Origin of the sequence: Rhabdaerophilum sp., from assembly GCF_046092605.1 — a bacterium.
In the GTDB taxonomy this organism is placed as follows: Bacteria; Pseudomonadota; Alphaproteobacteria; order Rhizobiales; family Beijerinckiaceae; genus Rhabdaerophilum.
Genome location: NZ_JBJTDY010000029.1, coordinates 1 through 25,835, shown reverse-complemented (window position 1 = coordinate 25,835; position 25,835 = coordinate 1). Strand labels below are relative to the sequence as shown.

Annotated in this window: 23 protein-coding genes; 13 read left to right on the top strand and 10 right to left on the bottom strand. The window is 66.2% G+C overall.

Features of this window, described 5'->3' with window-relative positions:
- The 6 genes from ACKODO_RS03120 to lpxK form a co-directional block, all read left to right on the top strand.
- Positions 1 to 477, top strand: a 477-nt coding sequence (locus tag ACKODO_RS03120; protein WP_408981994.1) for an MAPEG family protein, incomplete at its 5' end; no start/stop codon positions are given.
- On the top strand, positions 474 to 1,316 hold the full coding sequence (locus tag ACKODO_RS03115) for an inositol monophosphatase family protein (RefSeq protein ID WP_408981993.1): 843 nt from the start codon (positions 474 to 476) through the stop codon (positions 1,314 to 1,316). The genes ACKODO_RS03120 and ACKODO_RS03115, both read left to right, overlap by 4 nt.
- A gap of 55 nt (positions 1,317 to 1,371) precedes the next feature.
- On the top strand, positions 1,372 to 1,605 hold the full coding sequence (locus ACKODO_RS03110; protein WP_408981992.1) for a DUF4170 domain-containing protein: 234 nt from the start codon (positions 1,372 to 1,374) through the stop codon (positions 1,603 to 1,605).
- Between the two features lie 42 nt (positions 1,606 to 1,647).
- Positions 1,648 to 2,400, top strand: coding sequence for a lysophospholipid acyltransferase family protein (locus tag ACKODO_RS03105; RefSeq protein ID WP_408981991.1), 753 nt, complete (start codon positions 1,648 to 1,650; stop codon positions 2,398 to 2,400).
- A complete protein-coding gene (locus ACKODO_RS03100; RefSeq protein WP_408981990.1) occupies positions 2,397 to 3,665 on the top strand; it encodes a 3-deoxy-D-manno-octulosonic acid transferase in 1,269 nt (422 codons plus the stop codon). The genes ACKODO_RS03105 and ACKODO_RS03100 overlap by 4 nt, the downstream gene beginning before the upstream one ends.
- A complete protein-coding gene (gene lpxK, locus ACKODO_RS03095; RefSeq protein ID WP_408981989.1) occupies positions 3,665 to 4,684 on the top strand; it encodes a tetraacyldisaccharide 4'-kinase in 1,020 nt (339 codons plus the stop codon). Before ACKODO_RS03100 ends, lpxK begins: the two co-directional genes overlap by 1 nt.
- Here the strand turns inward: lpxK and ACKODO_RS03090 are convergent.
- The gene (locus ACKODO_RS03090; RefSeq protein ID WP_408981988.1) at positions 4,627 to 4,842 is read right to left on the bottom strand and encodes a DUF2093 domain-containing protein; all 216 of its coding nucleotides are present in this window, start codon (positions 4,840 to 4,842) and stop codon (positions 4,627 to 4,629) included. The genes lpxK and ACKODO_RS03090 overlap by 58 nt on opposite strands.
- Before the next feature lie 68 nt (positions 4,843 to 4,910).
- Entirely contained in the window at positions 4,911 to 6,488 is a 1,578-nt protein-coding gene (gene xseA / locus ACKODO_RS03085; RefSeq protein ID WP_408981987.1) for an exodeoxyribonuclease VII large subunit, read from the bottom strand.
- 76 nt (positions 6,489 to 6,564) lie between these two features.
- Here xseA and purD point away from each other — a divergent pair, with 76 nt between their 5' ends.
- From purD to ACKODO_RS03070, 3 genes are read left to right on the top strand one after another with little or no spacing between them, the layout of a single operon-like run.
- Positions 6,565 to 7,833: a phosphoribosylamine--glycine ligase gene (gene purD, locus ACKODO_RS03080; RefSeq protein WP_408981986.1), complete on the top strand. Its 1,269-nt coding sequence runs from the start codon at positions 6,565 to 6,567 to the stop codon at positions 7,831 to 7,833.
- A gap of 4 nt (positions 7,834 to 7,837) precedes the next feature.
- A complete protein-coding gene (locus ACKODO_RS03075) occupies positions 7,838 to 8,734 on the top strand; it encodes an alpha/beta fold hydrolase (protein ID WP_408981985.1) in 897 nt (298 codons plus the stop codon).
- Positions 8,731 to 9,600 (top strand): patatin-like phospholipase family protein, encoded by an 870-nt coding sequence (locus ACKODO_RS03070; protein ID WP_408981984.1) that lies wholly within the window; start codon positions 8,731 to 8,733, stop codon positions 9,598 to 9,600. The genes ACKODO_RS03075 and ACKODO_RS03070 overlap by 4 nt, the downstream gene beginning before the upstream one ends.
- On the opposite strand, the gene ACKODO_RS03065 is transcribed toward ACKODO_RS03070, so the two are convergent.
- A complete protein-coding gene (locus ACKODO_RS03065) occupies positions 9,591 to 10,055 on the bottom strand; it encodes a nucleoside deaminase (protein WP_408981983.1) in 465 nt (154 codons plus the stop codon). The two genes, ACKODO_RS03070 and ACKODO_RS03065, sit on opposite strands and share 10 nt — an antisense overlap.
- Before the next feature lie 68 nt (positions 10,056 to 10,123).
- Between ACKODO_RS03065 and ACKODO_RS03060 the strand changes: the two genes are divergently transcribed.
- Complete coding sequence (locus ACKODO_RS03060; RefSeq protein WP_408981982.1) at positions 10,124 to 12,424, top strand: pseudouridine synthase; 2,301 nt, start codon at positions 10,124 to 10,126, stop codon at positions 12,422 to 12,424.
- A 3-nt stretch (positions 12,425 to 12,427) separates the two neighbouring features.
- Positions 12,428 to 12,985: a 16S rRNA (guanine(966)-N(2))-methyltransferase RsmD gene (gene rsmD, locus ACKODO_RS03055; protein ID WP_408981981.1), complete on the top strand. Its 558-nt coding sequence runs from the start codon at positions 12,428 to 12,430 to the stop codon at positions 12,983 to 12,985.
- Positions 12,986 to 13,090: 105 nt separating this feature from the next.
- On the opposite strand, the gene mutL is transcribed toward rsmD, so the two are convergent.
- The 4 genes from mutL to ACKODO_RS03035 form a co-directional block, all read right to left on the bottom strand.
- On the bottom strand, positions 13,091 to 14,950 hold the full coding sequence (gene mutL, locus ACKODO_RS03050; RefSeq protein WP_408981980.1) for a DNA mismatch repair endonuclease MutL: 1,860 nt from the start codon (positions 14,948 to 14,950) through the stop codon (positions 13,091 to 13,093).
- 78 nt (positions 14,951 to 15,028) lie between these two features.
- Entirely contained in the window at positions 15,029 to 16,855 is a 1,827-nt protein-coding gene (typA, locus tag ACKODO_RS03045) for a translational GTPase TypA (RefSeq protein WP_408981979.1), read from the bottom strand.
- Positions 16,856 to 17,013: 158 nt separating this feature from the next.
- Complete coding sequence (locus tag ACKODO_RS03040; protein ID WP_408981978.1) at positions 17,014 to 18,384, bottom strand: TAXI family TRAP transporter solute-binding subunit; 1,371 nt, start codon at positions 18,382 to 18,384, stop codon at positions 17,014 to 17,016.
- 73 nt (positions 18,385 to 18,457) lie between these two features.
- On the bottom strand, positions 18,458 to 19,690 hold the full coding sequence (locus ACKODO_RS03035) for an argininosuccinate synthase (protein ID WP_408981977.1): 1,233 nt from the start codon (positions 19,688 to 19,690) through the stop codon (positions 18,458 to 18,460).
- A 151-nt stretch (positions 19,691 to 19,841) separates the two neighbouring features.
- Here ACKODO_RS03035 and ACKODO_RS03030 point away from each other — a divergent pair, with 151 nt between their 5' ends.
- Complete coding sequence (locus ACKODO_RS03030; RefSeq protein ID WP_408981976.1) at positions 19,842 to 20,576, top strand: HesA/MoeB/ThiF family protein; 735 nt, start codon at positions 19,842 to 19,844, stop codon at positions 20,574 to 20,576.
- 19 nt (positions 20,577 to 20,595) lie between these two features.
- Here the strand turns inward: ACKODO_RS03030 and ACKODO_RS03025 are convergent, their stop codons facing one another.
- The 3 genes from ACKODO_RS03025 to ACKODO_RS03015 all read right to left on the bottom strand — a co-directional run bounded on the left by ACKODO_RS03025 (position 20,596) and on the right by ACKODO_RS03015 (position 24,689).
- Positions 20,596 to 20,964: a hypothetical protein gene (locus ACKODO_RS03025; RefSeq protein ID WP_408981975.1), complete on the bottom strand. Its 369-nt coding sequence runs from the start codon at positions 20,962 to 20,964 to the stop codon at positions 20,596 to 20,598.
- An 18-nt stretch (positions 20,965 to 20,982) separates the two neighbouring features.
- Positions 20,983 to 23,397: a phenylalanine--tRNA ligase subunit beta gene (gene pheT, locus ACKODO_RS03020; RefSeq protein ID WP_408981974.1), complete on the bottom strand. Its 2,415-nt coding sequence runs from the start codon at positions 23,395 to 23,397 to the stop codon at positions 20,983 to 20,985.
- A 107-nt stretch (positions 23,398 to 23,504) separates the two neighbouring features.
- Positions 23,505 to 24,689: an aminotransferase gene (locus tag ACKODO_RS03015; protein ID WP_408981973.1), complete on the bottom strand. Its 1,185-nt coding sequence runs from the start codon at positions 24,687 to 24,689 to the stop codon at positions 23,505 to 23,507.
- Positions 24,690 to 24,765: 76 nt separating this feature from the next.
- Here ACKODO_RS03015 and ACKODO_RS03010 point away from each other — a divergent pair.
- A partial coding sequence (locus ACKODO_RS03010) for an ATP-dependent RecD-like DNA helicase (protein ID WP_408981995.1) occupies positions 24,766 to 25,835 on the top strand: 1,070 nt, incomplete at its 3' end.

Below are 25,835 nucleotides of genomic sequence, written 5' to 3'. Positions count from 1 at the left end.
CAGCAAATCGCGATAGGCAGGGTTTCGTCACCCCGCCCGCTCGCTCCAAGTGAAGCCATGAACGGAACACTCGCGGCCATCGATGCCAATTCCCTCTCTTTCGCTGCAACCTATGTGGTCGCGCTCGTGCTTGTCGGCATCGTGCTGACGGCGCGGGTCGCCTTCTTCCGGATGTCCCAGAAGGTGGGGATCGGTGATGGCGGCAACCAGGCGCTGGCGCAGCGCATCCGCGTGCACAGCAATTTCAGCGAACAGACGCCGTTGATCCTCGCGATCCTGGTGCTGCTGCCGATGCTCGGGGCAAGCGAATGGCTCGTGCATTCCGTGGGCTTCACCGGCCTCCTCGGTCGCGTCCTCCACGCCCTCGGCCTGGGCCAGAGCATCGGCAAGAGCTTCGGGCGTGTTTACGGCATGCTTCTGACCTGGACATCGCTCTTCATCGGCATGATTGGCCTGCTGGTGCTGGCCTGGCGATGACACGCCCGCCGCTTCCGCTCGATCTCGCTTGGCTGGAAGGCTGGCTCGAGGCGCTCGTCCATCGTGCCGGACAACGCGCGCTGGCGGATTGGCGCCGCGGCGAGCGCACCCGTGCCCGGATCGACTGGAAGGGCAACTCGCCGGTCACCAGCGCCGATCTCGCGGTGGATGCGCTGATCGCGGATGCCGTTGCCGGGCTCGGCCGGGACGGCTTCGGCCCCCTGCGCTATCATTCGGAAGAGCGGCCCGAGGCCTGGGATGGGCCGGAGGATGGCCTCACCATCGTGATCGACCCGATCGATGGCACGCGCTCCTTCATGGAGGGGCGGGATGACTGGTGCATTGCCCTGGGTGTGCTCGCGGGCAGCGAGCCGGTGATCGGCCTGCTGCATGTTCCGGCGCGCGGCGCGATGTTCGCGGCCCATCGCGGCGGCGGGGCACGCTATCAGGGTCAACCCGTGATGCTCGCTTCGGAACCCCCTTCGCCCATCCGCGCCGCCGGCCCGCGCGGCGTTTTCGAAATCGTCGCGCGCGAGAGCGGCCTCGCCATCGAGGGCATGCCGAACATCGCCGCGCTCGCGCATCGCCTGGTCCGGCCGCTTTCGGGCGATCTCGATCTCGCTCTCGCCCGGCCCGGTGCGCATGATTGGGATATCGTGGCCGCGCATTGTATCCTTGAGGAGGCGGGGGGCGCGTTGCTCGGGCCTGATGGCCGGCCACCGCTCTACACGCTGAGGGGCGATGAACACCCGGCCTTGCTGGCCGGAAGCCGTGGCTTGCTCGACCGGGTGATGCCTTCGCTCTTGACGGGCAGCCTTTCTGCGGCGAAACGCGGCTGATCACAAGCGGCCGGGGCCTCGGCTTTTCCGGCCTGCCGCACCGGGAGTTGCCCTGATGACCGCGCCGAATGCCGAACCGCAATTGCTCCACCTCGTTTTCGGCGGCGAACTGACCGATCTCGACAGCACGACCTTCAAGGACCTTTCGAAGCTCGACATCGTGGGCGTCTATCCGAATTACAAGAGCGCGCATGCCGCCTGGAAGGCGAAGGCGCAGGCGACGGTCGATAACGCGCAGATGCGCTATTTCGTGGTGCATCTGCACCGCCTGCTCGATCCCGATGCGTGATGCGATGAGGCGGTCGAGCCTCTTCCGATCGATGGTCGGGCCATGCTGAAGGCGATCGCGCGGAGCGAACCTGTCCAGCGTTTCCTGGGCTCACTTCTCGCGGGCTATCTGCGTTTCGTGCAACGCACGAGCCCCATGACGGTGATTCCCGCCGATGGCCATGCCTGGTTGGAAGATGGCCCGGTCATCATCACCATGTGGCATGGCCAGCATTTCATGCAGACCTTCGGCCTGCGCCCGCAGGATCGCATCCACGTAATGATTTCCCGCCATGGCGACGGGGCGATCAACGCGATCGCCGCCGAGAAACTCGGCATGTTCGTGGTGCGCGGCTCGGGCGCACAGCGCTCCGATCAGGTGCGCAAGCGCGGCGGCATCCAGGCCCTGCGGCAATTGCTCGCCCTGCTCGAAGCGGGCGATCATGTTTCCATGACCGCCGATGTGCCGAAGGTCAGCCGCGTGGCGGGGGAAGGCATCATCGCGCTGGCCGCCTTGTCCGGCCGGCCCATCCTGCCGGTCGCGACCGTCTGCTCGCGGCGGATCGACCTGAACTCCTGGGATTCCGCGAGCATCGGGCTGCCCTTCGGACGCACGGCCCTTGTCATCGGCGAGCCGATCTTCGTTCCGAAGGAGGCCGATGCCGCCCGGCGCGAGGCTTGCCGTCGCGCGGTCGAGATCGCGATGGATCTGGCCTATGCCGAGGCCTATGCGGCGCTCGGTTCCGCCGATCCCGGGGGCAACCGCGAGAGTGTGGCTTTGGCCCGCGCGGCCAAGGCAGCGGAGTTCTTGGCATGAGCGGGCGCACCCTGCCTCTCGTGCTCTACCGGTTGGCCTCGCATGCCGTCGCGCCCGCCGTGCCGCTGCTGTTCCGCACCCGGCTGAAGCGCGGCAAGGAAGACCCCGCGCGCATCGGCGAGCGCTTCGGGAAGGCCGGATTGCCGCGCCCTGCGGGCCGGCTCATCTGGCTCCATGCAGCGAGCGTGGGCGAGACGATGTCGATCCTTCCGCTTGTCCCTCCGCTGGGCGAGCATAGCACGGTGCTGCTGACCACCGGCACGGTGACCTCCGCAACGCTTGCGGCGCAGCGCCTGCCGAAAGGCGCGATCCATCAATTCGTCCCGGTCGATCTGCCGGGACCGGTCTCGCGCTTCGTCCATCATTGGCAGCCGGATCTCGCGCTCTTCTGCGAGAGCGAGATCTGGCCGAACCTGATCATGGAAGCGCATCGGCGCCGCGTGCCCGTGGGCATCATCAACGGGCGGATGTCGGATCGCTCCTTCCGGCGCTGGTCGCGCCTGCCCTCGCTCTCGCGGCCGCTTCTCGCGCCGCTCGCATTGCTGACGGGCCAATCCGATGCCGACGCGCAGCGCTTTCGTGCACTGGGTGCGCCGGCTTCCTCGCCGGGCAACCTGAAATTCGATGTGCCGCCGCTGCCGGTGGATGAAGGCGCCCGCGCCACGCTTGCTGCCGCCATCGGCACGCGGCCGGTTCTGCTCGCGGCCTCCACGCATCCGGGCGAGGAAGAGCAGATCATCGCGCTGGCGAAAGGCCTCACGCAGACCTTGCCGGAACTGCTGACAATCATCGCGCCGCGTCACCCGCAGCGGGGCGAGGCGATTGCCGCGCTTCTCGCAAGCGAAGGCACCGCGAGTGCCCGCCGCAGCCTCGGGGAAGAACCGCAACCCGGCCATGCCTTCTACCTGGCGGATACCCTTGGCGAACTGGGTCTCCTGTTCTCGCTCTCCACGCTTGCGCTGATGGGCGGCTCGCTGGTGGCGCATGGCGGGCACAACCCGATCGAGCCGATCAAGCTCGATTGCCCGGTCATCTCCGGCCCGCATGTCGCGAATTTCCGCGACATTTACGCTGATCTTGCCGCCGCCTGTGGCGTCGTGATCGCGCCGGATGCCGAAAGGCTGCACCGCCATGTGCTGGCGCTTCTCACCGATGCCGAGGCCCGCGCGCAGCTCGGGACCCGCGGCCGCGAGGCCATCGCGCGGCACGAAGGCGCATTGAAGCGCACGCTCGAGGCGCTTCGCCCGTGGCTGGAGAAGCCCTGATGCGGGCGCCGGCCTTCTGGCAGGCGGGAGGGAACCGGCTTGCCGCGTGGCTGCTCGCGCCCATCGGCTGGCTCTATGGGCGCTTTACGTTGGCGCGGCTTGCGAATCCGGGCGAGCGCGTGGCGGTGCCCGTGATTGCGATCGGCAATTTCACGGCGGGCGGTGCGGGGAAAACCCCGGTGGCGCGTGCCCTCGCAACGGCGCTGGCGCAGCGCGGGGAAAAGCCTTTCATCCTCTCGCGCGGCTATGGCGGAAGGCTTCATGGCCCCCACCGCGTGGAACCTGCGCGCGATACCGCCGCGATGGTTGGCGATGAACCGCTGATGCTTGCGCGGACATGCCCCGTGATCGTCTCGCGCGACCGGCGTGCCGGGGCCAAACTCGCGATCCAGCGCGGCGCGAGCGTGCTGGTGCTCGATGATGCTCTCCACAATCCGCATCTTGCGAAGGATTTCACCCTCGCGGTGGTCGATGGCGGCGCTGGCTTCGGAAACGGATTCTGCGTGCCGGCGGGCCCCTTGCGCGCGCCGTTTCGGCCCATGCTTCGGCACATGGATGCCATTCTGATGATTGGCGCGGATCGGCACCATGTCGCGGTGGAATTGCGCGGGAGGCCAGTATTTGCCAGCGCCATCGCGGCTGATCCGCGCATCGCGGAAGCCTTGCGCGGCCAATGCGTGCTCGCCTTCTGCGGCATCGGCCGGCCGGAGAAATTCGCGGAAACGCTGCGGGAGATCGGCGCGGAAATCATTCGCCTGCGCGCCTTCCCCGATCACCATGCCTTCACGGAAAGCGAGGCTTCGGCCTTGCTTTCGGAGGCCGGGAAACTGGGCGCCATGCTTGTCACGACCGAGAAGGATGCGATGCGTCTCGCCGGCGGTCCGGCGCGGGAAAAGCTGAGGGAGGCGGCAAAGATTCTGCCAGTCTCGGTGCCCCTGCCGGATGACCTGCTGGCCGCGATCTATCGCGCGGTCGATTCCTCGCGCAGCCGCGTCAGCACGGCCTCGGGGCTCGAATAGGCCTCCTGCCGCTCCGCGCTCCAGTAGCACAGATCATCCAGCTGGATGGGATTGCCGGTCACGCCGCAGCGCACGAACGTGCCCTGCCGGATGATCCGGTAGTCACTGTTCGAGTATTCGAGCACGGCTTCTGTGCCGAGCGCGGGGGGGCGCAGCATGGTGGGCTCCTGACCGGCCTGTTCCTACTTGGTTTCGGGCCCGTTTTTCAAGTCAACATCCAGCAATATCAGAAAAGGCTGCCTTGCCCGCCACCGCCCGGCTTGGCCGGTTTCGCCAGGCGCGGGGCGGGCTTCAGCGCCTCGCCATCCGCCGGCAGGGCATCGATGCGGCCATCGGCGAATTCCAGCGTGAGGCGCGAGGCCTGGGCGGCCCGCGCCCGGCTGGGCACCGCCTTGCCCGCCTCGTCGAACACCACGGCGAAGCCGCGCGCGAGCACGTTGTGATAGCTCAGAGCGCCGAGCAGTTGTTCGGCTTTCAAGAGCTGATCGTGTTTCGGTCTCCATGCCATCTTCGGTGCGCGCTGCAGGCGCTGGGCCAGCGTCTCAAGCCGAGCCTTCCCCTGCGCTGCCTCTTTCCGCGACTGGCCGATGCGGCTCGCAAAGGCGCGGGCAAGGCGCTCCGAGAGTTGCACGCGCTGCTCCCTGTAGCGCAGCTGCTGGCGCGCGAGCACTTCCGGTAGCCGACGCTTCAGGCCATCAAGCCGCTCGCGCTGGCGGGCGAGACGCGCCTCGGGCTTCTGCGCCGAGAGGCGCCGCGCGAGCGTGGCAAGCGCAAGCTGGCGCTTGCCGGCCATCGTCTCGCGCGCCCGGTCGCGCTTCAAGCTCGCGAGGTCGAGCCGCTGTCTCGGCGCTTCGATGAGCCTCTGCGCATCCGGCATCGCACGCAGCAAACCCGCGAGGTCGCGCCGGGCGCGATCCCTCAGGCGCAGCACCTGCCCCGTGAGGCGGGCACCCCTGTCACGCACGGCATGGAGCAGATCGGCCCGCACGGGCACCACCATCTCTGCGGCAGCCGTCGGCGTGGGCGCGCGGACATCGGCGACCTGATCGAGCAAGGTCCAATCCGTTTCGTGACCGATGGCCGAAACGAGCGGGATTTCGCTCATCGCGGCGGCCCGCACCACGATCTCCTCGTTGAAGCTCCAGAGATCCTCCAGAGAGCCGCCGCCGCGCGCGACGATCAGCACATCGGGCCTCGGGATGCGCCCGCCCGGCTCGATTTCGTTGAACCCCCGGATCGCGGCCGCCACCTCCTCCGCCGAGCCGTCGCCCTGCACGCGCACGGGCCAGAGAATGACCTTTCGGGGAAAGCGATCCGTCAGCCGGTGGATCATGTCGCGAATCACCGCGCCCGTCGGTGAGGTCACGATGCCGATGACCCGCGGCAGGAAGGGCAGGAGCTGCTTGCGCGCAGCCTCGAAAAGCCCTTCCGCCGCGAGCTTGCGGCGGCGCTCCTCCAGCAAAGCCATGAGCGCGCCGACACCCGCCGGCTCGATCGCTTCCACCACGATCTGGTAGGTCGATTTGCCCGGAAATGTGGTGATGCGACCGGTGGCGATCACCTCCAGCCCCTCTTCAGGCCGGAATTTCAGCCTTCCGAACACGCCTTTCCAGATCACCGCGTCGATCCTGGCGTTCTGGTCCTTGATCGAGAAATACACATGCCCGCTCGAATGCGGGCCGCGATAGCCCGAGATTTCGCCGCGCAGGCGCACCTGCCCGAAGGCATCCTCGAGGGTGCGTTTGAGGGCTCCGGCGAGATCGGAAACCGAGTATTCCGGGGCGTTGGTGAGAAGATCAATCATGCGACCCGGAGTGTAGAGATTGCGCCGGCCGGATGCTACAGCAGCCCGCGATTGGCCACAGCGAAAGGGTTTGACGATGCGGGTTCTGTTGCTGGGGAGCGGCGGGCGCGAACATGCTTTGGCCTGGGCCATCGCCCGGAGCCCGCTTTGCGAAAAGCTCTTCATCGGCCCCGGCAATCCCGGCATCGCGGCACTCGGAACATGCGTGCCGCTGAAGCTCGATGACCATGCGGGCATCATCGCCTTCGGACAGGAAAACAGGATCGATCTCGTGGTGGTCGGCCCGGAAGCACCACTGGTCGCCGGGCTGGCGGATGAGCTGATCGCGGCAGGCATGCGCGTGTTCGGCCCATCGAAGGCGGCTGCCCAATTGGAGGGCTCGAAGGATTTCACGAAATCCGTGGCCGTGGCGGCGAACGCGCCGACGGCGGCCTATCGCACCTTCACGAGCCTTGCGCCCGCTGTGGCCCATGTGCATGAGCAGGGCGCGCCAATTGTCGTGAAATACGATGGCCTGATGGCCGGCAAGGGTGTCACCGTGGCCGAGACAATCGGTGAAGCGGTCGACGCGCTCGAAACGCTTTATGCCAGCGAGCCCGCCGCGCGCGTGGTCATCGAGGAATGCCTGATTGGCGAGGAAGTGAGCTATTTCTGCCTTGTCGATGGCGAAACCGTGCTGCCTTTCGGCGCGGCGCAGGATCACAAACGCGCGCTGGATGGCGACAAGGGGCCGAATACGGGCGGCATGGGCGTTTATTCCCCGGCGCCGGTCTTCACCGTTGAAATGGAACGCCGCGCGCTCGATGAAATCGTGAAGCCCGTCGCCCGCGAGATGGTGGCTCGCGGAATGCCCTATCGCGGCATCCTGTTCGCGGGGCTCATGATCACGGCCACGGGGCCAAAACTCATCGAGTTCAACTGCCGCTTTGGCGATCCCGAATGCCAGGTGCTGATGCTGCGCCTCGCGGATGACCTGCTCCCGATCCTCGATGCCGTCGCCCGCAGGCAGCTTGCCGGCGTGACGGCCCGTTTCAACCCGGAAAGCGCCGTGGGCGTGGTGATGGCCACGAGGGGTTATCCCGGCAGCTACCCCTCGGGCACGCCCATCACCGGGCTGGACGATGCCGCCGCGATGCCCGGTGCAACCGTGTTCCATGCGGGCACCAGGCTGGTCGATGGGAAGCTCGTTTCCGCCGGTGGTCGCGTGCTCACGATCTGTGCGACCGGAAAGGGTCTCCCCGAAGCGCGCCAGCGCGCCTATGATGCCGTGGCGAAGGTCGATTGGCCGGATGGCTTCTGCCGCTCGGATATCGGTGCGAAAGGCCTCGCGCATCTGAAGGGGTGAGGGAATGAGCGATCTCGCGGATCTCTTTCCGGGTTTTTCCAGCCACCATGTCGGCACGCCGAACGGGCATGTCTTCGCCCGTGCCGGGGGCGGCGGCGAGCCGCTGATCCTCGTGCATGGCTACCCTCAGACGCATGTGATGTGGCACAAAATCGCGCCGGAACTCGCACGGCATTTCCGCGTGATTGCGTTCGATCTGCGGGGATATGGCTGGTCTTCGGTCGTGCGCGGCAGCGAGGCGGGCAGTGGCTATTCCAAGCGCGCGATGGGCGGGGATATCCTCGCCATCGCCGAGGAATTCGGCTTCGCGACCTTCCGCCTCGTGGGACATGATCGCGGGGCGCGCGTGGCCTATCGCTTCGCGCTGGACCATCCGGGGCGGGTCGAAAAACTCGCGCTCCTCGACATCATCCCGACCCATGTCGCCTGGGATCGGATCAATGCCGGCGCGACCACCTATCCGCATTGGCCTTTCCTGGCCGAGCCCGCGCCGAAACCGGAGCAGGAAATCGGCAAGGACCCCATCGCCTGGCAGGATTCCTGCCTCGCGAAATGGTCTGCGCGCGGCGACCTCTCCGCTTTCGACCGACGCGCGCTGAACCATTACCATGCCTTCTTCAACGAGCCCTCCCGCATCCACGCGACCTGCGAGGATTATCGCGCTGGCGCGACCATCGATGTCGCGCATGATCGCGCCAGCCTTCAGGCGGGGGATAGCATCCGCTGCCCCATTCTCGCGCTCTGGGGTAATGCCGGCCTCCCCGGCAAGGGTCCCTCGCCGCTGGAGGCCTGGAGGCCGCTCGCGCCGGAGATCATCGGCGAACCCATCCCTGCCGGGCATTTCGTGGCCGAGGAGAACCCCGAGGCAACCTTGCGCGCCCTGAAGGCATTCCTCGCATGAGCGAGGCGAAGCCGCGGATCGGGCTGGTTCTCGGCAGCGGCGGCGCGCGAGGCCTTGCGCATATCATTGCGTTCGAGGCCTTCGACCGGCTGGGCCTCCGCCCGGTGGAAATCGCCGGCACCTCCATCGGCGCCATTCTCGGCGCGGCCTATTGCTCCGGCTTTTCGGGCACGGCGTTGCGTCAGCATGCGCTACGGGAATTTCGCAACCGCACCGAGGTGATGACGCGGCTCTTCCAGGCCCGTGTGGGGCGCCTCTCCGATCTCTGGCGGCAAGGACTGACCAACCCGGTGCTGGTCGATGGCGTTGCGACCCTCGAGCGCTTCCTGCCCACCGCCCTGCCCCGGCGTTTCGAGGATCTCGATATCCCGCTCTCGGTGGTCGCGGCGGATCTCCATCGCATGGAGCGCGTGGTGTTCCGCGAAGGTGCGCTGGCCCCGGCTGTGGCCGCCTCGATGGCCATTCCCGGCCTCGTGCGGCCTGTGGTGCATGAGGGCCGGGTGATGATCGATGGCGGTTCGGTCGATCCCTTGCCGATCCGCGCGATCCAGGGGCCGGTCGATCTCATCCTCGCGATCGACATCTCCAAGGCTGCGCCCAAGGAAGAGAGCATGGCCATTCCCGGTTCTGTCGAGGTGATGACGCGCGCCTTCGACCTGCTGCAATCCGCGCTGATCGAGGCGCAGAATCATGTCCCGCCTGCGCCGCTCTATCGCATCAAGGCGCGTGTCGAATCCTTCCCGGCGCTGGATTTCTTCTCGGCCCGCAAGATCCTCGCCGCCGCCGAGCCCATGGCGCAGGAAATCGAGACGATCGTGCAGGCTGTTCAGCGCGCGAAGGCGCTCGCGCTTCCGCCTCAGGACTGACTCCGCTTCGAGGCGAAGAACACGCGCAGCATTCCCGAAGCCTCGCTCTCGCGGATGCCGGCATAGATCTCCGGCGCGTGGTGGCAGGTGGCTTGCGAGAAGACACGCGGGCCATGCTCCACCCCCCCGCCCTTGGGGTCGCTGGCCGCGTAGTAGAGCCGCCGGATCCGCGCGAAGGAAATCGCGCCGGCGCACATCGGGCAGGGCTCCAGCGTGACATAGAGATCACAATCGCCGATGCGCTCGGAGGCGAGCGCCTTGCAGGCCATTCGGATCGCCAGGATTTCCGCATGCGCGGTGGGATCAGCGAGTTCACGCGTGCGATTTCCCGCCGCCGCGATCACCTGGCCCTTGTGCAGGATCGCCGCGCCGATGGGCACCTCGCCGCGCGAGCCCGCCGCCTTCGCTTGGGCAAAAGCTGCATCGAACCCGCTCAAGCTGCTCTCCGGCTTCATGTCAGCCCTTTGAAAAGAAACCCCTCGCTGCACTCGCTAAGGCACCTGCCTTCTGATACGAGGACGCGATGAAAAAGAGCGATACAGACAAAAAAGGTGGAGGCAAGCCGCGCGACGGCCGCTTCCGCTCCGAACGGTCCGGCCCCCGTGATGGCGCCCGGCCCCGTTTCCCGAAAGGCCCCGGAGAGCGTTCCGGGGATGGCGACCGGCCGTATCGCGCCCGGCCCCCGCGCGAGGATCGCGCCGAGGGGGATCGTCCCTTCCGCAAGCCCCGTTTCGAGGCTGGCGAGGGCCGCCCGCCGCGTGAAGGGGGTGATCGCCCCTTCCGCCCGCGCCCGCCGCGCGATGAAGCCGGCGGCGAGCGCCCTTTCCGAAAGCCGCGTGACGGCGGTTTCGAGGATCGTGCTGATCGTCCGCGCTTCAACCGCGACCGGCAGGATCGCGATTTTACGGATCGTCCGCCGCGCCGCGAACGCGCCGATGGGGATCGCCCCTTCCGCAAGCCCCGTTTCGAAGGCGGTGATGCGCCGCGTGGAAACCGCGATTTCGGAGGCAGGAAGCCCTTCGACGAGAAAAAATCCTTAGGCGACAAGCCGTTCCGCGCCCGCGAGCCATTCCGTGCCCACGAGGATCGCGCCCCGCGCGACGATTTCCGCGAGCGACCCAAACGCTTCGATCGCGATGACGCCCGCCAGGCCCGCAACCGCGACGACGCCCCGGCCAGTGCAGAACGCGCGCCCCGCAAGGCGAATGCTCTGGGTTATCGCTCGGCCCGCAGGAGCGAGGGAACGCCGGGCATCGCCGAGGGGGGCGAGCGGATCGCCCGCGTGATGGCGCGAGCGGGCCTCTGTTCGCGTCGCGATGCCGAGGAATGGATCGCGGCGGGACGCGTGGCCGTGAATGGCGCGGTGATCGACAGCCCGGCGCTGGACGTGACCTCCAGGGACCAGATCCTGGTCGATGGCCAGCCGCTGCCGGAGCGGGAGGCGACGCGCCTCTGGCTCTACCACAAGCCGCGCGGCCTCGTGACGACCGCCGACGACCCCGAGGGACGCCCGACCGTGTTCGATCACCTCCCGCCCGGCCTGCCGCGCGTGGTTTCGGTCGGCCGACTCGACATCAACACCGAAGGCCTGATGCTGCTCACGAATGATGGCGGCCTTTCGCGCGTACTCGCGCATCCCGATACGGGCTGGCTCAGGCGCTATCGCGTGCGCATCCATGGCGAGGTGAACCAGGCGCAGCTCGATACCCTGCGCGAGGGCATCGTGCTCGACGCGGTGCATTACGGTCCGATCATCGCCACACTTGACCGCGAGATGGGCGACAATGCCTGGCTCACGATGGACCTGCGAGAGGGCAAGAACCGCGAGATCAAGCGCGTTCTGGAGCATCTGGGGTGCCAGGTGTCGCGGCTGATCCGCGTTTCTTTCGGGCCGTTCCAGCTCGGCGATCTCGAGGAAGGACAGGCCACCGAGGTGCGCCCGCGCGTGCTGGCCGACCAGCTCGGCCCGGAACTGGCGGAGGAAGCCGGAGCCTATTTCGATGGCCCCCGCATTCGTCACGACGCGCTGATCGAGGACGGGGAAAAACCGCGCCGATTCGATCGTCGCAAGCCCACCCAAAAGCGTGATCTGGCGCTGTTGGGCGAAGACCCGACGTTGAAGGTGGAGCGCGCCCATGTGGCGGACCGCAAGGGCCGCGCCGTGAAGGTGGAACGCGTGGTGCGCCTGGCGGAGGAAGAGCGCCCCCGCCGCCCGCGCGAGGATCGCGACGAAAGTCGCGACCGCTTCAGCCGCGAGAAGGGGGATCGTCCCTTCCGCGCGCGTCCGCCGCGCGACGATGCGGGCGGGGATCGGTCGCGGGGTCGATCCAACCGAGACGATGCGCCGCGCGGCGAGCGGCCTTTCCGTGCGCGTCCCGAGGGCGATCGTCCCCGTGGCGACAGGCCCTTCCGCTCGCGTGACGATGGTGAGGGGCGCCCCCCTCGCGAGGGTGGAGATCGGCCCTTCCGCTCCCGTCCGCCGCGGGATGAGGCGGCTGGCGAGCGCCCCTTCCGCAAGCCGCGTTTCGAGGGCGGCGATGCTCCTCGTGGAAAACGCGATTTCAGCCAAAAACGCGATTTCGGCGACAAGCCGCGCGGCGAACGGCCTTTCCGGACCCGCGATGAGGGCGATCGCCCCGCGCGCGGCCGGAAATACGATGGCCCGCCCCGTGAGGACCGCGGGGCTTCGCGGGGTGGCAGGCCCAGCGGATTCGCTGGCAAGGGCGGTGGCCCGCGTCGGGATGGACCGGGCCGTGGCGGGCATGGCCGCAGCGGTCCGGGTCGTAGCGGTCCAGGTCGTAGCGGTCCAGGTCGCGAGGGCTAGAGGATGCGCATTGTCGGCGGTGCCTTGGGGGGGCGTAGCCTGAAAGGCCCGTCCTCCGATGCCATCCGGCCAACCTCCGATCGCCTGCGCGAGAGCCTGTTCAACATCCTCGCGCATGGCATGGATTTCGAACTGGAAGGGGGGCGCATCCTCGATTTGTTTGCCGGCACCGGAGCGAATGCGCTGGAGGCGATTTCGCGCGGGGCGGGCTATGCCGTGCTGGTCGATATCGGGACAGAGGCGCGCGGCCTGCAACGCGCGAACGTCGAAGCGCTCGGCCTTGGCGGGGTGACGCGCATTCTCCGGCGCGATGCGACGAAGCTTGGCCCGGTTTCCCCTTTCGAACCCTTCCATCTCGTGTTCTGCGATCCGCCCTATGGCAGGGGTCTGGGTGAGGCCGCAATCGCCTCCGCAATCGCTGGAGGCTGGTTGAAGCCCGGTGCCATCATCGTGCTGGAAGAGCGCGCGAATATGGAACCGAAATTGCCCCCCGAGCTGCAACCACTCGACCGGCGCAAGGCGGGTGAGAGCCAAATGACTTTTAGTCGTTTTGCCGGCTGAATTCTGGAGCTCCGACAGTCAAGTGGTTACCGGTTAGCGGAAAAAGCGGATGCAAAAACAAGAAGACAGGGCGCCAGATCTGATTCAATGAGATCGGTTTGCGCTCTAGCGCCTTCCAAACAGTTTCGCGAGATCGACCGCGCTGAGGCGCACGGATGTCGGTCGACCATGGTTGCATTGTGCGGAAGCCGGAGAGGCCTCCATTTCGCGCAGGAGCGCGTCCATTTCCTCGAGCCGCAGTTTTCGTCCGGCACGGATGGAATGATGGCAGGCGAAGGTCTTGAGCACGAGATCGATCCGCGCCTCGAACGCCTCGCTGCCGCCCCATTCGGCGAGGGTATCCGCTGTCTCCCGCACGAGTTTTCCCGGATCGAGATGCGCCAAAGCGGCAGGAACCTCGCGAACAAGAACGGCATCGCCGCCGAAACCTTCGACGACAAGACCAAGGCTTTCGAGCAGATCGGCCGCCGCCACAAGGCGATCCCGCGCGGCCGGATCAAGCGTCACCACTGCCGGGATCAGCAGCATCTGCCTCATGATGCCGCCCCCGGCGCGGGCACGCTTGAGGCGCTCATAGACGAGACGTTCATGGGCGGCGTGCTGGTCGATAATGACCAATCCATCGGCGTTTTCTGCCAGGATGTAGGTCTCGCTGATCTGGGCGCGGGCAAAGCCCAAGGGGGGTATGGCAAGGGTTTCCGGTTCGGCCGGCCTTGCTTCAAAGCCCTGCTGCTCCTCGGCCATGCCGCCGCGCAACCAGACCGGCAGTGGAGCCTCAACCGGCTGGGGCGGCGACAGCGGGGAAGGGGCCTGAGGGCGCCAGGCCAAACCGGGAAGGGCGGAGATCGGCGCGTGTTCGTTCACCCGGAAGCGTTCGAGCAGGACCGACGGGCGGCTGGCGGCGCGATGTCCTTCCCCCGCCAGGGCATCGCGGATGGCGCGCACGAAGAGGCCGCGCACGCTCTCGCCGTCGCGAAAGCGGACCTCGAGCTTGCCCGGATGGACATTCACATCCACGCGCTCGGGATCAAGCGTGAGGAACAGCACGACGCTGGGGTGACGGCCGGAAACGATCGTATCCGCATAAGCTGCCCGCAGAGCGCCGATCAGCAACCGGTCTCGCACAGGGCGTCCATTCACAAAGATGTATTGGGCATCGGCCGTCGCACGATGATAAGTCGGCAAAGTGACGAGCCCGAAAATGCCGATTTCGTCGCGGCTTGCCTCCAGCCACGTGGCGTTTTCCATGAATTCGCCGCCGATGAGCGCTTCGACACGGCGGGAGAGCCCGGCTTTATCCGCCGTTTCCGCCGCGAGATCAAAGCCGGCTATGTGATCGCCGGCGAGTGAAAACGCGAGATCGGGGCGTGCAAGCGCGAGGCGGCGCATGACCTGGCTGACGGCCATCGCCTCCGCCCGGTCGCCCTTCAGAAATTTGAGGCGGGCAGGCGTGGCATGGAACAGGTCTTCCACCTCCACCCGCGTGCCCGGCGCGAGCGCCGCAGGCCGCACGGGCTCGACCCGTCCGGCATCGACGCGAATGCGATGCGCGGATGTTTCAGCCTGGCCGCTTGCTCCGGATGATCCCGCAGGGATTGCGCGAAGCGAGGGTCCGCTCGCGGCTTGGAGGCGCGAGGAAATCGTGAGACGCGCCACGGCGCCGATGGAAGGCAGGGCCTCGCCACGAAAACCAAGCGTTCGAATGGAATCAAGCCGACCCTCGGGCAGTTTCGAAGTGGCATGGCGCTCGATGGCCAAAGCCAGATCCTCCGGCCCCATACCGCAACCATCATCCGAGACACGGATGAGCCTCCGGCCGCCCTTCTCAACCACCACATCGATGCGGCGCGCGCCGGCATCGATGGCATTCTCGACGAGTTCCTTCACGGCCGCGGCCGGGCGCTCGATCACCTCGCCGGCGGCGATCTGGTCGATGAGAACGGGATCAAGGCGGCGGACGGACATGGTTTTCTCCATGCCCTTTATGGGGGGCGCCGGCGTGATTCGACAGGGCACCACCCGAGAAAGCCGTGGATGGCCGTATCAGCCCGCGAGCGCTTCCTTCTGCTTCTCGGCGCGCTTGCGATCATTGGGGTCGAGCAGCTTCTTCCTCAGGCGGATGGATTTCGGCGTCACTTCCATGAGCTCGTCGTCCTGGATCCAGGCGAGCGCGCGTTCGAGCGTCATGCGGATCGGCGGCGTGAGGCGCACGGCCTCATCCTTGGAGGTGGTGCGGATATTCGTGAGCTTCTTGCCCTTCAGCACGTTCACTTCGAGGTCGTTGTCGCGGGTATGGATGCCCACGATCATGCCCTGATAGACCTTCCAGCCCGGCTCGATCACCATTGCGCCGCGCTCTTCGAGGTTCCAGAGCGCATAGGCCACGGCCTCGCCCGGCTCGTTGGCGATCAGCACGCCATTGTTGCGGCCCGCGATTTCGCCCTTGTAGGGCTCGTAGGCCTTGAAGATGCGGTTCATGATGGCCGTGCCGCGTGTGTCGGTCAGCAATTCGGACTGGTAGCCGATCAGCCCGCGCGTGGGGGCGTGGAAGACGAGGCGCAGGCGATTGCCGCCCGACGGCTTCATCTCGATCATTTCGGCCTTGCGCTCGGACATCTTCTGCACGACGACGCCGGAATGCTCTTCATCCACGTCGATGAAGACTTCCTCGATCGGTTCCAGCGTTTCGCCGTTCGGGCCCTTCTCGTAGACGACGCGCGGACGCGAGACGGCGATCTCGAAACCTTCGCGGCGCATGGTTTCGATCAGCACCGCGAGCTGCAATTCACCGCGGCCCGAGACGAAGAACGAATCCTTGTCCTGGCTTTCCTCGATACGCAGCGCGACATTGCCCTCGGCCTCTTTGAACAAGCGGTCGCGGATCACGCGGCTCGTCACCTTGTCGCCTTCGGTGCCGGCGAGCGGGCTGTCGTTGACGATGAAGCTCATCGTCACGGTCGGCGGGTCGATCGGCTGGGCGGGGATGGCTTCGGTCACTTCGGGCGCGCAGAAAGTGTCAGCCACCGTGCCCTTGGAAAGGCCGGCAATGGCGACGATATCCCCCGCGACACCCTCTTCGATCGGCTGGCGCTCGATGCCGCGGAAGGCGAGGATCTTCGAGATGCGCCCGGTTTCAATCACGCTGCCGTCACGCGCCAGAACCTTCACCTGCTGGTTCGGCTTGATGGAGCCCGAGGTGATGCGACCCGTGATGATGCGGCCAAGGAAGGGGTTGGCCTCGAGGATCGTGCCGATCATGCGGAACGGACCCTCTTCCACCTTCGCTTCCGGCACATGCGCCAGAACGGTGTCGAAGAGCGGCGCGAGGCCTTCCTCGGCACTGCCGTCGATCGACTTCGACATCCAGCCATTGCGGCCCGAGCCGTAGAGGATCGGGAAGTCGAGCTGCTCGTCATTGGCGTCGAGCGCCACGAAGAGGTCGAAAACCTCGTTGATGACTTCCTGCGCACGGGCATCCGGGCGGTCGACCTTGTTCACCGCCACGATGGGGCGCAGGCCGAGCTTCAGCGCCTTGGAGACCACGAACTTGGTCTGCGGCATCGGGCCTTCGGCAGCATCCACCAGCACCACAACGCCATCGACCATGTTCAGGATGCGTTCGACCTCGCCGCCGAAATCGGCGTGGCCCGGAGTATCCACGATGTTGATGCGCGTATCCTTCCAGACGAGCGAGGTGCACTTTGCCAGAATGGTGATGCCGCGTTCCTTCTCGAGATCATTCGAATCCATCACGCGTTCGATCACGCGCTGGTTGTCGCGGAAGGCGCCCGACTGGGCGAGGAGCTTGTCCACCAGCGTCGTCTTGCCGTGGTCGACATGCGCGATGATGGCGATATTGCGAAGCGACATGGAATGTTCCGCCTGCGGCCGTGGCCGGAAAAGAGCAATCACCACAGGCGGGCTGCGCGAGACTTCCGCGCGGCCAGAAAGATCCGGGTGGATCGATCAGACACATGAGGCTTGGGTTCGGCTTGAGCCGATAGCCGAAACCACGCTGCACCGCAACCTCAAACGCCGGACGGGCCGGTCGGAAGCATCGTGACAGCCCCGGCTGGGGGCTGCTGAGCGTTCTTCTGCAGAGCTTCCCGCTTGCGCGCGAGCGTGTGGCGCAGCTCCGAGACAAGCAGCGCGACGGCCGCCACCTCGCCGCTGTCGCCACCCTTCTTCGTGGCGGCCCGCAGCAGCCGTGCGATGGTCGCATCGGCCTCGTCCTCGATCATGTCGAGCGAGGCCAGGTGATCCGCCTCGCGCACGCGCTCGATCTCCAGCACGAGGTCCGACATCAGCACATCGGAGGGCACGGGATCCGCGCGGCGTGAAAGGCTCGAGAACAAGGCCGCCAGTGCCGAACCGAGAAGCGAGAAGGCCATGATTCCGATATAGATGTGATCCCCGTAGCGCTCGAAGAAGGTCTTCGTCTCGCCATCGATGAAGGCGACGGCGCCGGGATGGTTGGGCAGGCGCGCCGCCTTGTCTTCGGTGGAGGGAAGATCAAGCTGGTTCACGGCCGGCGTATCGCGCACGATCTGCGGGCGCAGCGTGACAAGCAGGCGTGTGAGTTCGCTGACCACCGCATCGGAAAGGTTGTTGTCGGCCACGAGACGATGCGTGACGGCCAGCGTCGTCACCGACGCTTCGGGCAGGACTGGATTGGCGCCGAACGCGCCGCGCACGATTTCCACCGTATCGAATTGCGGGTAATCCACCAGCAGGGCCTCGGCCTCGGCAACCGGCAGCAGGCCGGCATATTGGCCATCGATCTTCGGGAAGGTCTGGATCGCGCGCCGCGTGAGCTGCTCGGAAATCGGTGTCACGAAGAACAGCGCATCGAATTTCCCGTCGGCGACCTGCTGCTGCATCTCCTGCGGCGTGCCGGAAACGCGCGTCACGTCATGCGGGGAAAGATCATAATGATCGAGGATCTGCGAGAGAATCCGCTCATTGGCGGGCGTCGAGCGCACGAGCCCCACCGTCTTGCCCTTGAGACCGCCGATCTCGGTGATCTCGCTGCCGGGCCTGGTGATGAAAAAAGCGGCCTCGCGCCGCAGGATCGCGACCGTCGAGGCCTTGGTGGGCATGGCAACATCCGAGCGCACCACCGCGAGATCGGCCTCGCCGGTTTCCATGCGCGCAGCCGAATCGGCCGGCCCTTCCGTGAGGATCAGCCGGAAGCGGATATCCGCTCGCTCGCGCTGAAGGGCCTGAAGGTAGGAGATGATCACGCGCACATCGGATGAGCCCAGCGGCCTGGCCGCGACACGCAGGACCGTGGGGCGGAACCAGAGGGCCGCTCCAGCTGCAACGAGTGCGATGGCCACCAGCACAGTCGCGATGGTTTTCAGCTTCCTGCGCATGGGTGAAGTGTGACGCGCTTCCATGCTGCGTCAAGCGCGGGAAATGCGGCGGAAAGAAGGAGGGGGCGCTGCGGCGCCCCCGGCCCCCCTGGTGATTTCAGGCCCCGGCCTTGCGGCGGCGCATTTCCAGCGTGCGAAGCCGCAGCGCATTCAACCGGATGAAGCCCTGCGCGTCGCGATGATCATAGGCCACTGCGCCTTCCTCGAAGGTCACGAGTTCCTTGTCATAGAGCGAATAGGGGCTCTCGCGGCCGATGACCGTGACATTGCCCTTGTAGAGCTTGAGGGTGACGCCGCCGGTGACGAGTTCCTGCGATCTGTCACAGAGCGCCTGGATCATCTCGCGCTCCGGCGTGAACCAGAACCCGTAATAAACGAGTTCGGCATAACGCGGCATGAGCGATTCCTTCAGATGCATCGCCTCGCGGTCGAGCGTGATGCTCTCGATGCCGCGATGTGCCTGATGCAGGATCGTGCCACCCGGCGTCTCGTAGACCCCGCGCGACTTCATGCCGACGAAACGGTTCTCGACGAGGTCGAGCCGGCCAATGCCGTTTGCTTTTCCGAGTTCGTTGAGCTTCGTGAGCAACGTCGCCGGGCTCATCCTCACGCCATCGATCGCGACCGGGTCGCCCTTTTCGAAATCGATGGTGATCGTGGTTGCCTTGTCGGGCGCGGCCTCAGGCGCAATCGTACGCATATAGACCATCTCGGGGGCTTCGACGGCCGGATCTTCCAGCACCTTGCCTTCGGAGGAGGAGTGCAGCAGGTTCGCATCGACCGAGAACGGCGCCTCGCCATACTTGTCCTTGGCGATGGGAATCTGGTGGCTCTCGGCGAAGGCGATCAGCTTTGTTCGGCTGCCGAGATCCCATTCACGCCAGGGTGCGATGATCTTGATCGATGGTTCCATCGCGTAGTAGGCGAGTTCGAAGCGGACCTGATCGTTGCCCTTGCCGGTGGCGCCGTGGCAGACGGCATCCGCGCCGACAGCCCGCGCGATCTCGATCTGGCGCTTGGCGATCAGCGGGCGGGCAATCGAGGTGCCCAGCAGATACTGGCCCTCATAGAGTGCGTTCATGCGGAACATCGGGAAGACGAAATCCTTCACGAATTCCTCGCGCAGGTCGTCCATGTAGATGCTCTCGGGGCGGATTCCGAGCAGCAGCGCCTTGTCGCGCGCGGGCCCAAGCTCCTCGCCCTGGCCGAGATCGGCGGTGAAGGTCACGACCTCGCAAGCGTAGGTGGTCTGCAGCCATTTGAGGATGACGGAGGTATCGAGCCCGCCGGAATAGGCGAGGACGACTTTCTTGATCTCGGATTTGGCCATGCGCGCGCCCGGAATGTTCTGCGGGAGAAGCCGGCCTTCAATTCCCGGCATTCCCAAGGAGGATGCGCGCTTCTATAAAAGTTATGCGGACCGTGGCAACGGCCGATACAGGCAAAAGGCCTGAAACCACGCGCATTCTTTTGATGGATCGATGCTCACTCCTGATGAATTGACCCGCTTCGCCCGCCATATCGTGCTGCGCCATATCGGCGGGCCCGGCCAGCAGCGGCTACGCCGGGCCAAGGTGCTCGTGGTGGGGGCCGGTGGGCTCGGCTCCCCCGTGCTGCTCTATCTCGCGGCGGCGGGGGTAGGCTCGCTCGGCATCGTGGATGATGACACGGTGTCGCTCTCGAACCTCCAAAGGCAGGTGATCCATGCCGTCGCGGATCTCGACAAGCTGAAGGTGGAGAGCGCGGGCGAGACCATTGCGGCGATTGATCCGGGCATTCGCGTCGTGCCTCATGCGATGCGGCTGACGGCGCAGAACGTTGCCGCGACGATCGCGGATTACGACGTGATCGCCGATGGTTCGGACAATTTCGACACACGTTACCTGCTGGCCGATGCCTGTGCCGAGGCGCGGAAACCGCTGGTGACGGCAGCCGTCAACGAGATGCATGGGTCGCTGACCACGCTCCGTCCCTTCGACAGGCGCGCCGATGGCACGAACTGGCCGGGCTATCGCGATCTCTACTCGGAAAAGCCGCCGGCCGGGGCCATTCCCACCTGCTCGGAAGCGGGGGTTCTCGGCGCGCTGTGCGGGGTGATCGGCTCGTTGCAGGCGGTGGAGGTGATCCGGCAGATCACGCCGTTCGGCACGCCTCTGCTGGGCAAGATCCTGCTGGTCGATGCGCTCGACATGCGCTTCGAGACGTTCGAATACTGAGCTTGCGATGACTGGGAGATCAGCGCCGACGCGCCTTGCCAGCGGTGACGCTGCGCGTGCCCGACCATGGGTCGATCACCGCCCGAACACGTCCGCTCCGATGGCGCTGAAAGGCCACACCCGAGCGCGCCTCGGTGCTCGCACCGGCATGGCGGCGGCGGGCGGGAACGGTGGCCTCGGGATCGGCGCCGCCCGTGCCGATTGTGCGTGTTGAGCGGGCCGCATGGCCCGGCGCCTGCCGGGCGAGGCATTCATTAAACTGGAAGGGGCTTTGATACCGCTCGCAATTCTCCCTCGCGGAAAGAAGGCTGGTGCCCGATATCTGCGCCGCTCCGGCAAGGGCCAGAATGATCAGAAGCCGTCTTGCACAAGCCAGTTTGCCAGCCATTCCATTCACCTTTCACAGTCAGGCACGCAGAACCGCGCCTGTCTTCGCCTGCACTTCACTGACGAGTTTCGTCGAGAAAGCCTCGATCTCGGCATCCGTCAGCGTCCTGTCGCGCGGCTGCAATGTCACCGCGAGGCCGAGGGAAACCTTGCCCGGCTCGATCCCTTTGCCCGCGTAACGGTCGAAGATCGAGACATCCGCAACCAGCGCACGATCAAGCCCGCGAGCGATCCTGAGAATCGCTTCGGCCTCGATTTTCTGATCCACAAGGAAGGCGAAATCACGGCTGACCGGCTGCAGCGCCGAAAGCTCGAGTTTTGCCTTGGCCCTGGTGGGCTTCTTCTTGGGGGCGGGCAGTGCATCAAGGCTGATCTCGAACATCACGGCGCGTGGCTCGACACCCAGGGATTCCGCCGCGCGCGGATGGATTTCGCCGAAGCAGCCGATGAGGTTCGGCCCGAAGCCAAGGGTCGCCGAGCGTCCGGGATGCAGGAAAGAAGGGCCGGGAGCCTTCACCTGCAGGCCACCCGTGGGGATGTTCAGCGCCGCGAGCAGGGCCATCACATCGGCCTTCACATCATCCAGCGAGGCTTCCGGCGAGCCCGCCCAGTGGCGGCCGGTGCCGGAAGAGGCCGCGAGGCCGCGCCGCAGACCGGCAGCCGCGATGCGCTGGTCGTTCTCGCCCGCGCCAAGGAAAATCTGGCCCACCTCAAACAGGGCGACATCCGGATAGCCGCGATCCGCGTTGCGCTGGGCCGCCGCGAGCAGGCCCGGCAGCAGGCTGGGGCGCATATCCGAGAGGTCCGCCGCGATCGGGTTCGCAAGCTTCAGTTCCGGCTTGCCGCCGCCCATCAGCTTTGCCTGCGCCTCGGTGATGAAGGACCAGGTGACCGCCTCCACAAGCCCGCGAATGGCCACCGCGCGCCGCGCCGTGCGGGTCCGCGTCTGCAGCAGGGTCAGCACCGGCCTGTGCACCTCATCCACCCGGCTGACGGGCTTGAGCGGCACCGAATCAAGCCCGACGATGCGGGTAATCTCCTCGACGATATCGGCCTTGCCCTCGATATCCGGCCGCCAGCTCGGCACGGCGACCTTCACCACCGGCGCGGAACCGGACATCCAGAAGCCGAGCTTCTCGAGGATGACGCGCATCTCGGTCATCGGCACTTCGAGACCCGTAAGGCGCTTCTGTTCGGCAAGCGGAAACTCGATGATCTTCTCGCCGGAGGGAACCTCGCCCGCAAGCGTGATCTCGCTGGCTTCGCCTCCGCAAAGATCGACGATCATCCGCGTCGCGAGTTCGCAGCCCGGCACGGTATAGGCCGGGTCGACTCCGCGCTCGAAGCGGTAGCGTGCATCGGTGATGATCCCCAGCTTGCGGCCCGTCTGCGCGACGTTCAACGGCGACCAGAGCGCGCTCTCCACGAGCACATCGGTGGTGTTCCCGTCGCAGCCCGAAGCCTCGCCGCCCATGATTCCGGCGAGCGATTCCACGCCATGATCATCCGCGATCACCACGATGGAGGGGTCGAGATCGTAGGTCCTGCCATCGAGCGCAACGAGGCTCTCGCCCTGCTTCGCGCGGCGCACCACGAGCTTGCCCGCCACCTTCCTCGCATCGAAAACATGCAGCGGGCGGCCACGGTCGAAGGTGATGTAGTTGGTGATATCCACCAGCGTGTTGATCGGCCTGAGGCCGATGGCGCGCAGGCGCTTCTGCATCCATTCCGGCGAGGAGCCGTTCTTCACGCCGCGCACGAGACGAAGCGCGAAAGCCGGGCACAAAGCGCGATCCTCATGCGCGAGCGCCAATTCCACATCCACCGGGCAGGCGCCCTGCCCGCGCACCTGGTGCGGCGTCGGGTCCTTCAAACGCCCGAGGCCGGCCGCGGCGAGATCGCGCGCGATGCCATGCACGCCGGTCGCATCCGGGCGGTTGGGTGTCAGGTTGATCTCGATGACGGGGTCCGAGAGCCCCGCCCATTCGGCATAGACGCTTCCTACCGGCGCATCCTCCGGCAGATCGATGATGCCGTCGTGATCCTCGGAAAGCTGGAGTTCAGCCGCCGAGCAGAGCATGCCGAGGGATTCCACGCCGCGGATCACGCCTTTGCCGAGGGTGATGTCCTTGCCGGGAATATAGGTGCCCGGCGGAGAGAAGACGCTCTTCATGCCGGTGCGCGCATTGGGTGCGCCGCAGACCACCTGAACCGGTTCACCCGCGCCCGTCTCGACCATGCAGACGCGCAGGCGATCGGCATTGGGATGCTGCACGGCGGAAACAACATAGGCAATCGTGAAACCGCCAAGCTTCTTCCCCGGATCATCCACATGCTCGACCTCGAGGCCGATGCGCGTCAGCGTCTCGACGATCTGGTCGAGCGTCGCATCCGTTTCAAGGTGATCCTTGAGCCAGGAGAGCGTGAACTTCATGGGAGCAACCTCGGACGAGCGGGCGCGGCGCGCGATCCATCGCGCCGGTCCCGCGCGGAATAGCCTTACAGGGCCGGGGGATGCAAGAGATTGCGCTGAACGGCTGATCAGGCCAGGAGGCGCAGACGTTCCGGCAGGGTCTGCAGGGTCTCGGTTCCGACATTCGCGAAGGCGAAGCGCAGATGCCCCTCCTGCCCCGTGCCGAAATAGGGGCCGGGAAGCGCAAGGACACCGCCCTCCAGCGCGAGCCTTCGCGCAACCTCGGCCGCGCTGCGATCCGGCCAGGGATGCGCGACATAGGCGAAATAGGCCCCGGCGGAATGCAACTGCCAGCCATTGAGGCTCGCGAATGCCTCACGGGTGGCCAGCGCCCGCCGCGCAAGTTCGGCCGCCTGCGCTTTGCGCCAGGCGCGCTCGCCCTCGATCGCCTGGGCGACAACGCCCTGCGCCGTGCGGGCAGGGCAGATCTGGATGCAATCCAGCAGCTTGGCGATCTCGGCGATCACCGGCTCGCCCGCGAGGATCGCGCCGAGCCTGTGGCCGGGAATCGCATGGGCCTTCGAGAAGGAATAGAGCGAAATCAGCGTCTCGCCCCAGCGTTCATCCTCAAACACGCGATGCGGCGCGCCGCCGGCGGGCAGGAAATCGCGATAGGTTTCATCCAGCAACAGCGCGATGCCCTTCGCGCGGGCCAGCGTCGCGAAGGCCTCGATCACCGGCGGCGGATAGATCGCACCGGTGGGATTGTTCGGCGAAACGAGGATGATCGCGCGGGTCGATGGCGTGATCAGTCCGGCTGCCTCCGCGACATCCGGCACAAAGCCGGAGCCGGGCCGCGCGGGCAGGATATCCACCTCGATGCCCAGCATGTCGAGGGTCATCCGATGGTTGAAATACCAAGGCGCGGGGAGGATCACCCGGTCACCCGTGCCGGCCAAAGCCATCATCACGGTCACGAAGGCCTGGTTGCAGCCGGCGGTAATCGCCACCTGGGTCTCGCGGATCGGCGCGCCATAAAGGCGGCTTGTCTCGGCCGCATGGGCTGAGCGCAGGGCCGCATCGCCGAGAATGGGGCCATAGCGGCTTGTATCGCCCTGCGCCGCCGCACGCCCCAGAGCTTCCAGCATGGAGGCCGGCGGCGGCGTGGAGGGCACGGCCTGCGACAGATCGATCATCGGCCCCGCATCGCCGGAATAAAGCTCCTTCCAGGCCTGCGCCTCGGGAATGGGAGGGGCATCCACCGCGAGCACGCGGCGGTTGAGGGTGAAGGGCGGCGGCAGCGCATTCATCATGGGTCGATGTAACCGCGTTGCGCGCGCGATCGCAACCGGTGGCGAGAATCAGCCCGAGCCGCTATCCCTCACCCTCATGGAATTCTCTCCGCAGCAGGATCGCGCCCTTCAGGCGATTTCCGAATGGCACAAGGCAGCGCGCAAGGGGCGTGGCCCGCAGCTCTTCCGCCTGTTCGGCTATGCCGGAACGGGCAAGACCACGCTCGCCAAGCATATCGCGGAGGATGTCGATGGTGATGTGCTGTTCGCGGCCTTCACCGGGAAGGCCGCCGCGGTGATGCGCGACAAGGGCTGCGGCGAAGCCCAGACGCTCCATTCCCTCATCTATCGCGCGCGGGAGACGAAAACCGAGGAGCCGACCTTTGTCATCAACCGCTCCTCGGATGTGAAGAAGGCGAGCCTCGTCATCATCGATGAATGCTCCATGGTGGATCAGGAACTCGGCAACGATCTCATGAGCTTCGGCGTGCCGGTGCTCGTGCTGGGTGATCCGGCCCAGCTTCCCCCGGTGAAGGGTGGCGGCTTCTTCACCGAGGCCGAGCCGGACATCATGCTGACGGAAGTGCATCGGCAGGCCGTCGACAACCCTATTATCCGCCTGTCCATGCTCGCGCGCGAGGGCGAGAGCCTGCCGATGGGGAATTTCGGCGAAAGCCGGGTGATCGGGCGCTCCGAGATCAACGCCGAGGCGATCCTGATGGCGGATCAGGTGCTCGTGGGCCGCAACGAAACGCGGCGGCGCTACAACATGCGCATCCGCGAATTGCGCGGCTTCACCGACACCATGCCCGCGCAGGAGGAGAAGCTCGTCTGCCTGAGGAACAACCGCCAGAAGGGCCTGCTCAACGGTTCGACCTGGACCGTGAAGCTCGCGAGCGAGCGACGCGGCGATCTCATCCAGTTGCGCGTCGCGCCGGATGAAGGCACGGGGCCGAGCGTGAAGGTCGCCGTGCTCACCGCCATGTTCGAGGGCAAGGCCGAGGAGATTCCCTGGGAGATCCGCCGGCATACCGATGAATTCGATTATGGCTACGCGCTCACGGTGCACAAGGCGCAAGGGTCTCAATGGGACAAGGTGGTGCTGTTCGACGAGAGCTTCGCCTTCCGCGAACATCGCGCGCGCTGGCTCTATACGGCGGTCACTCG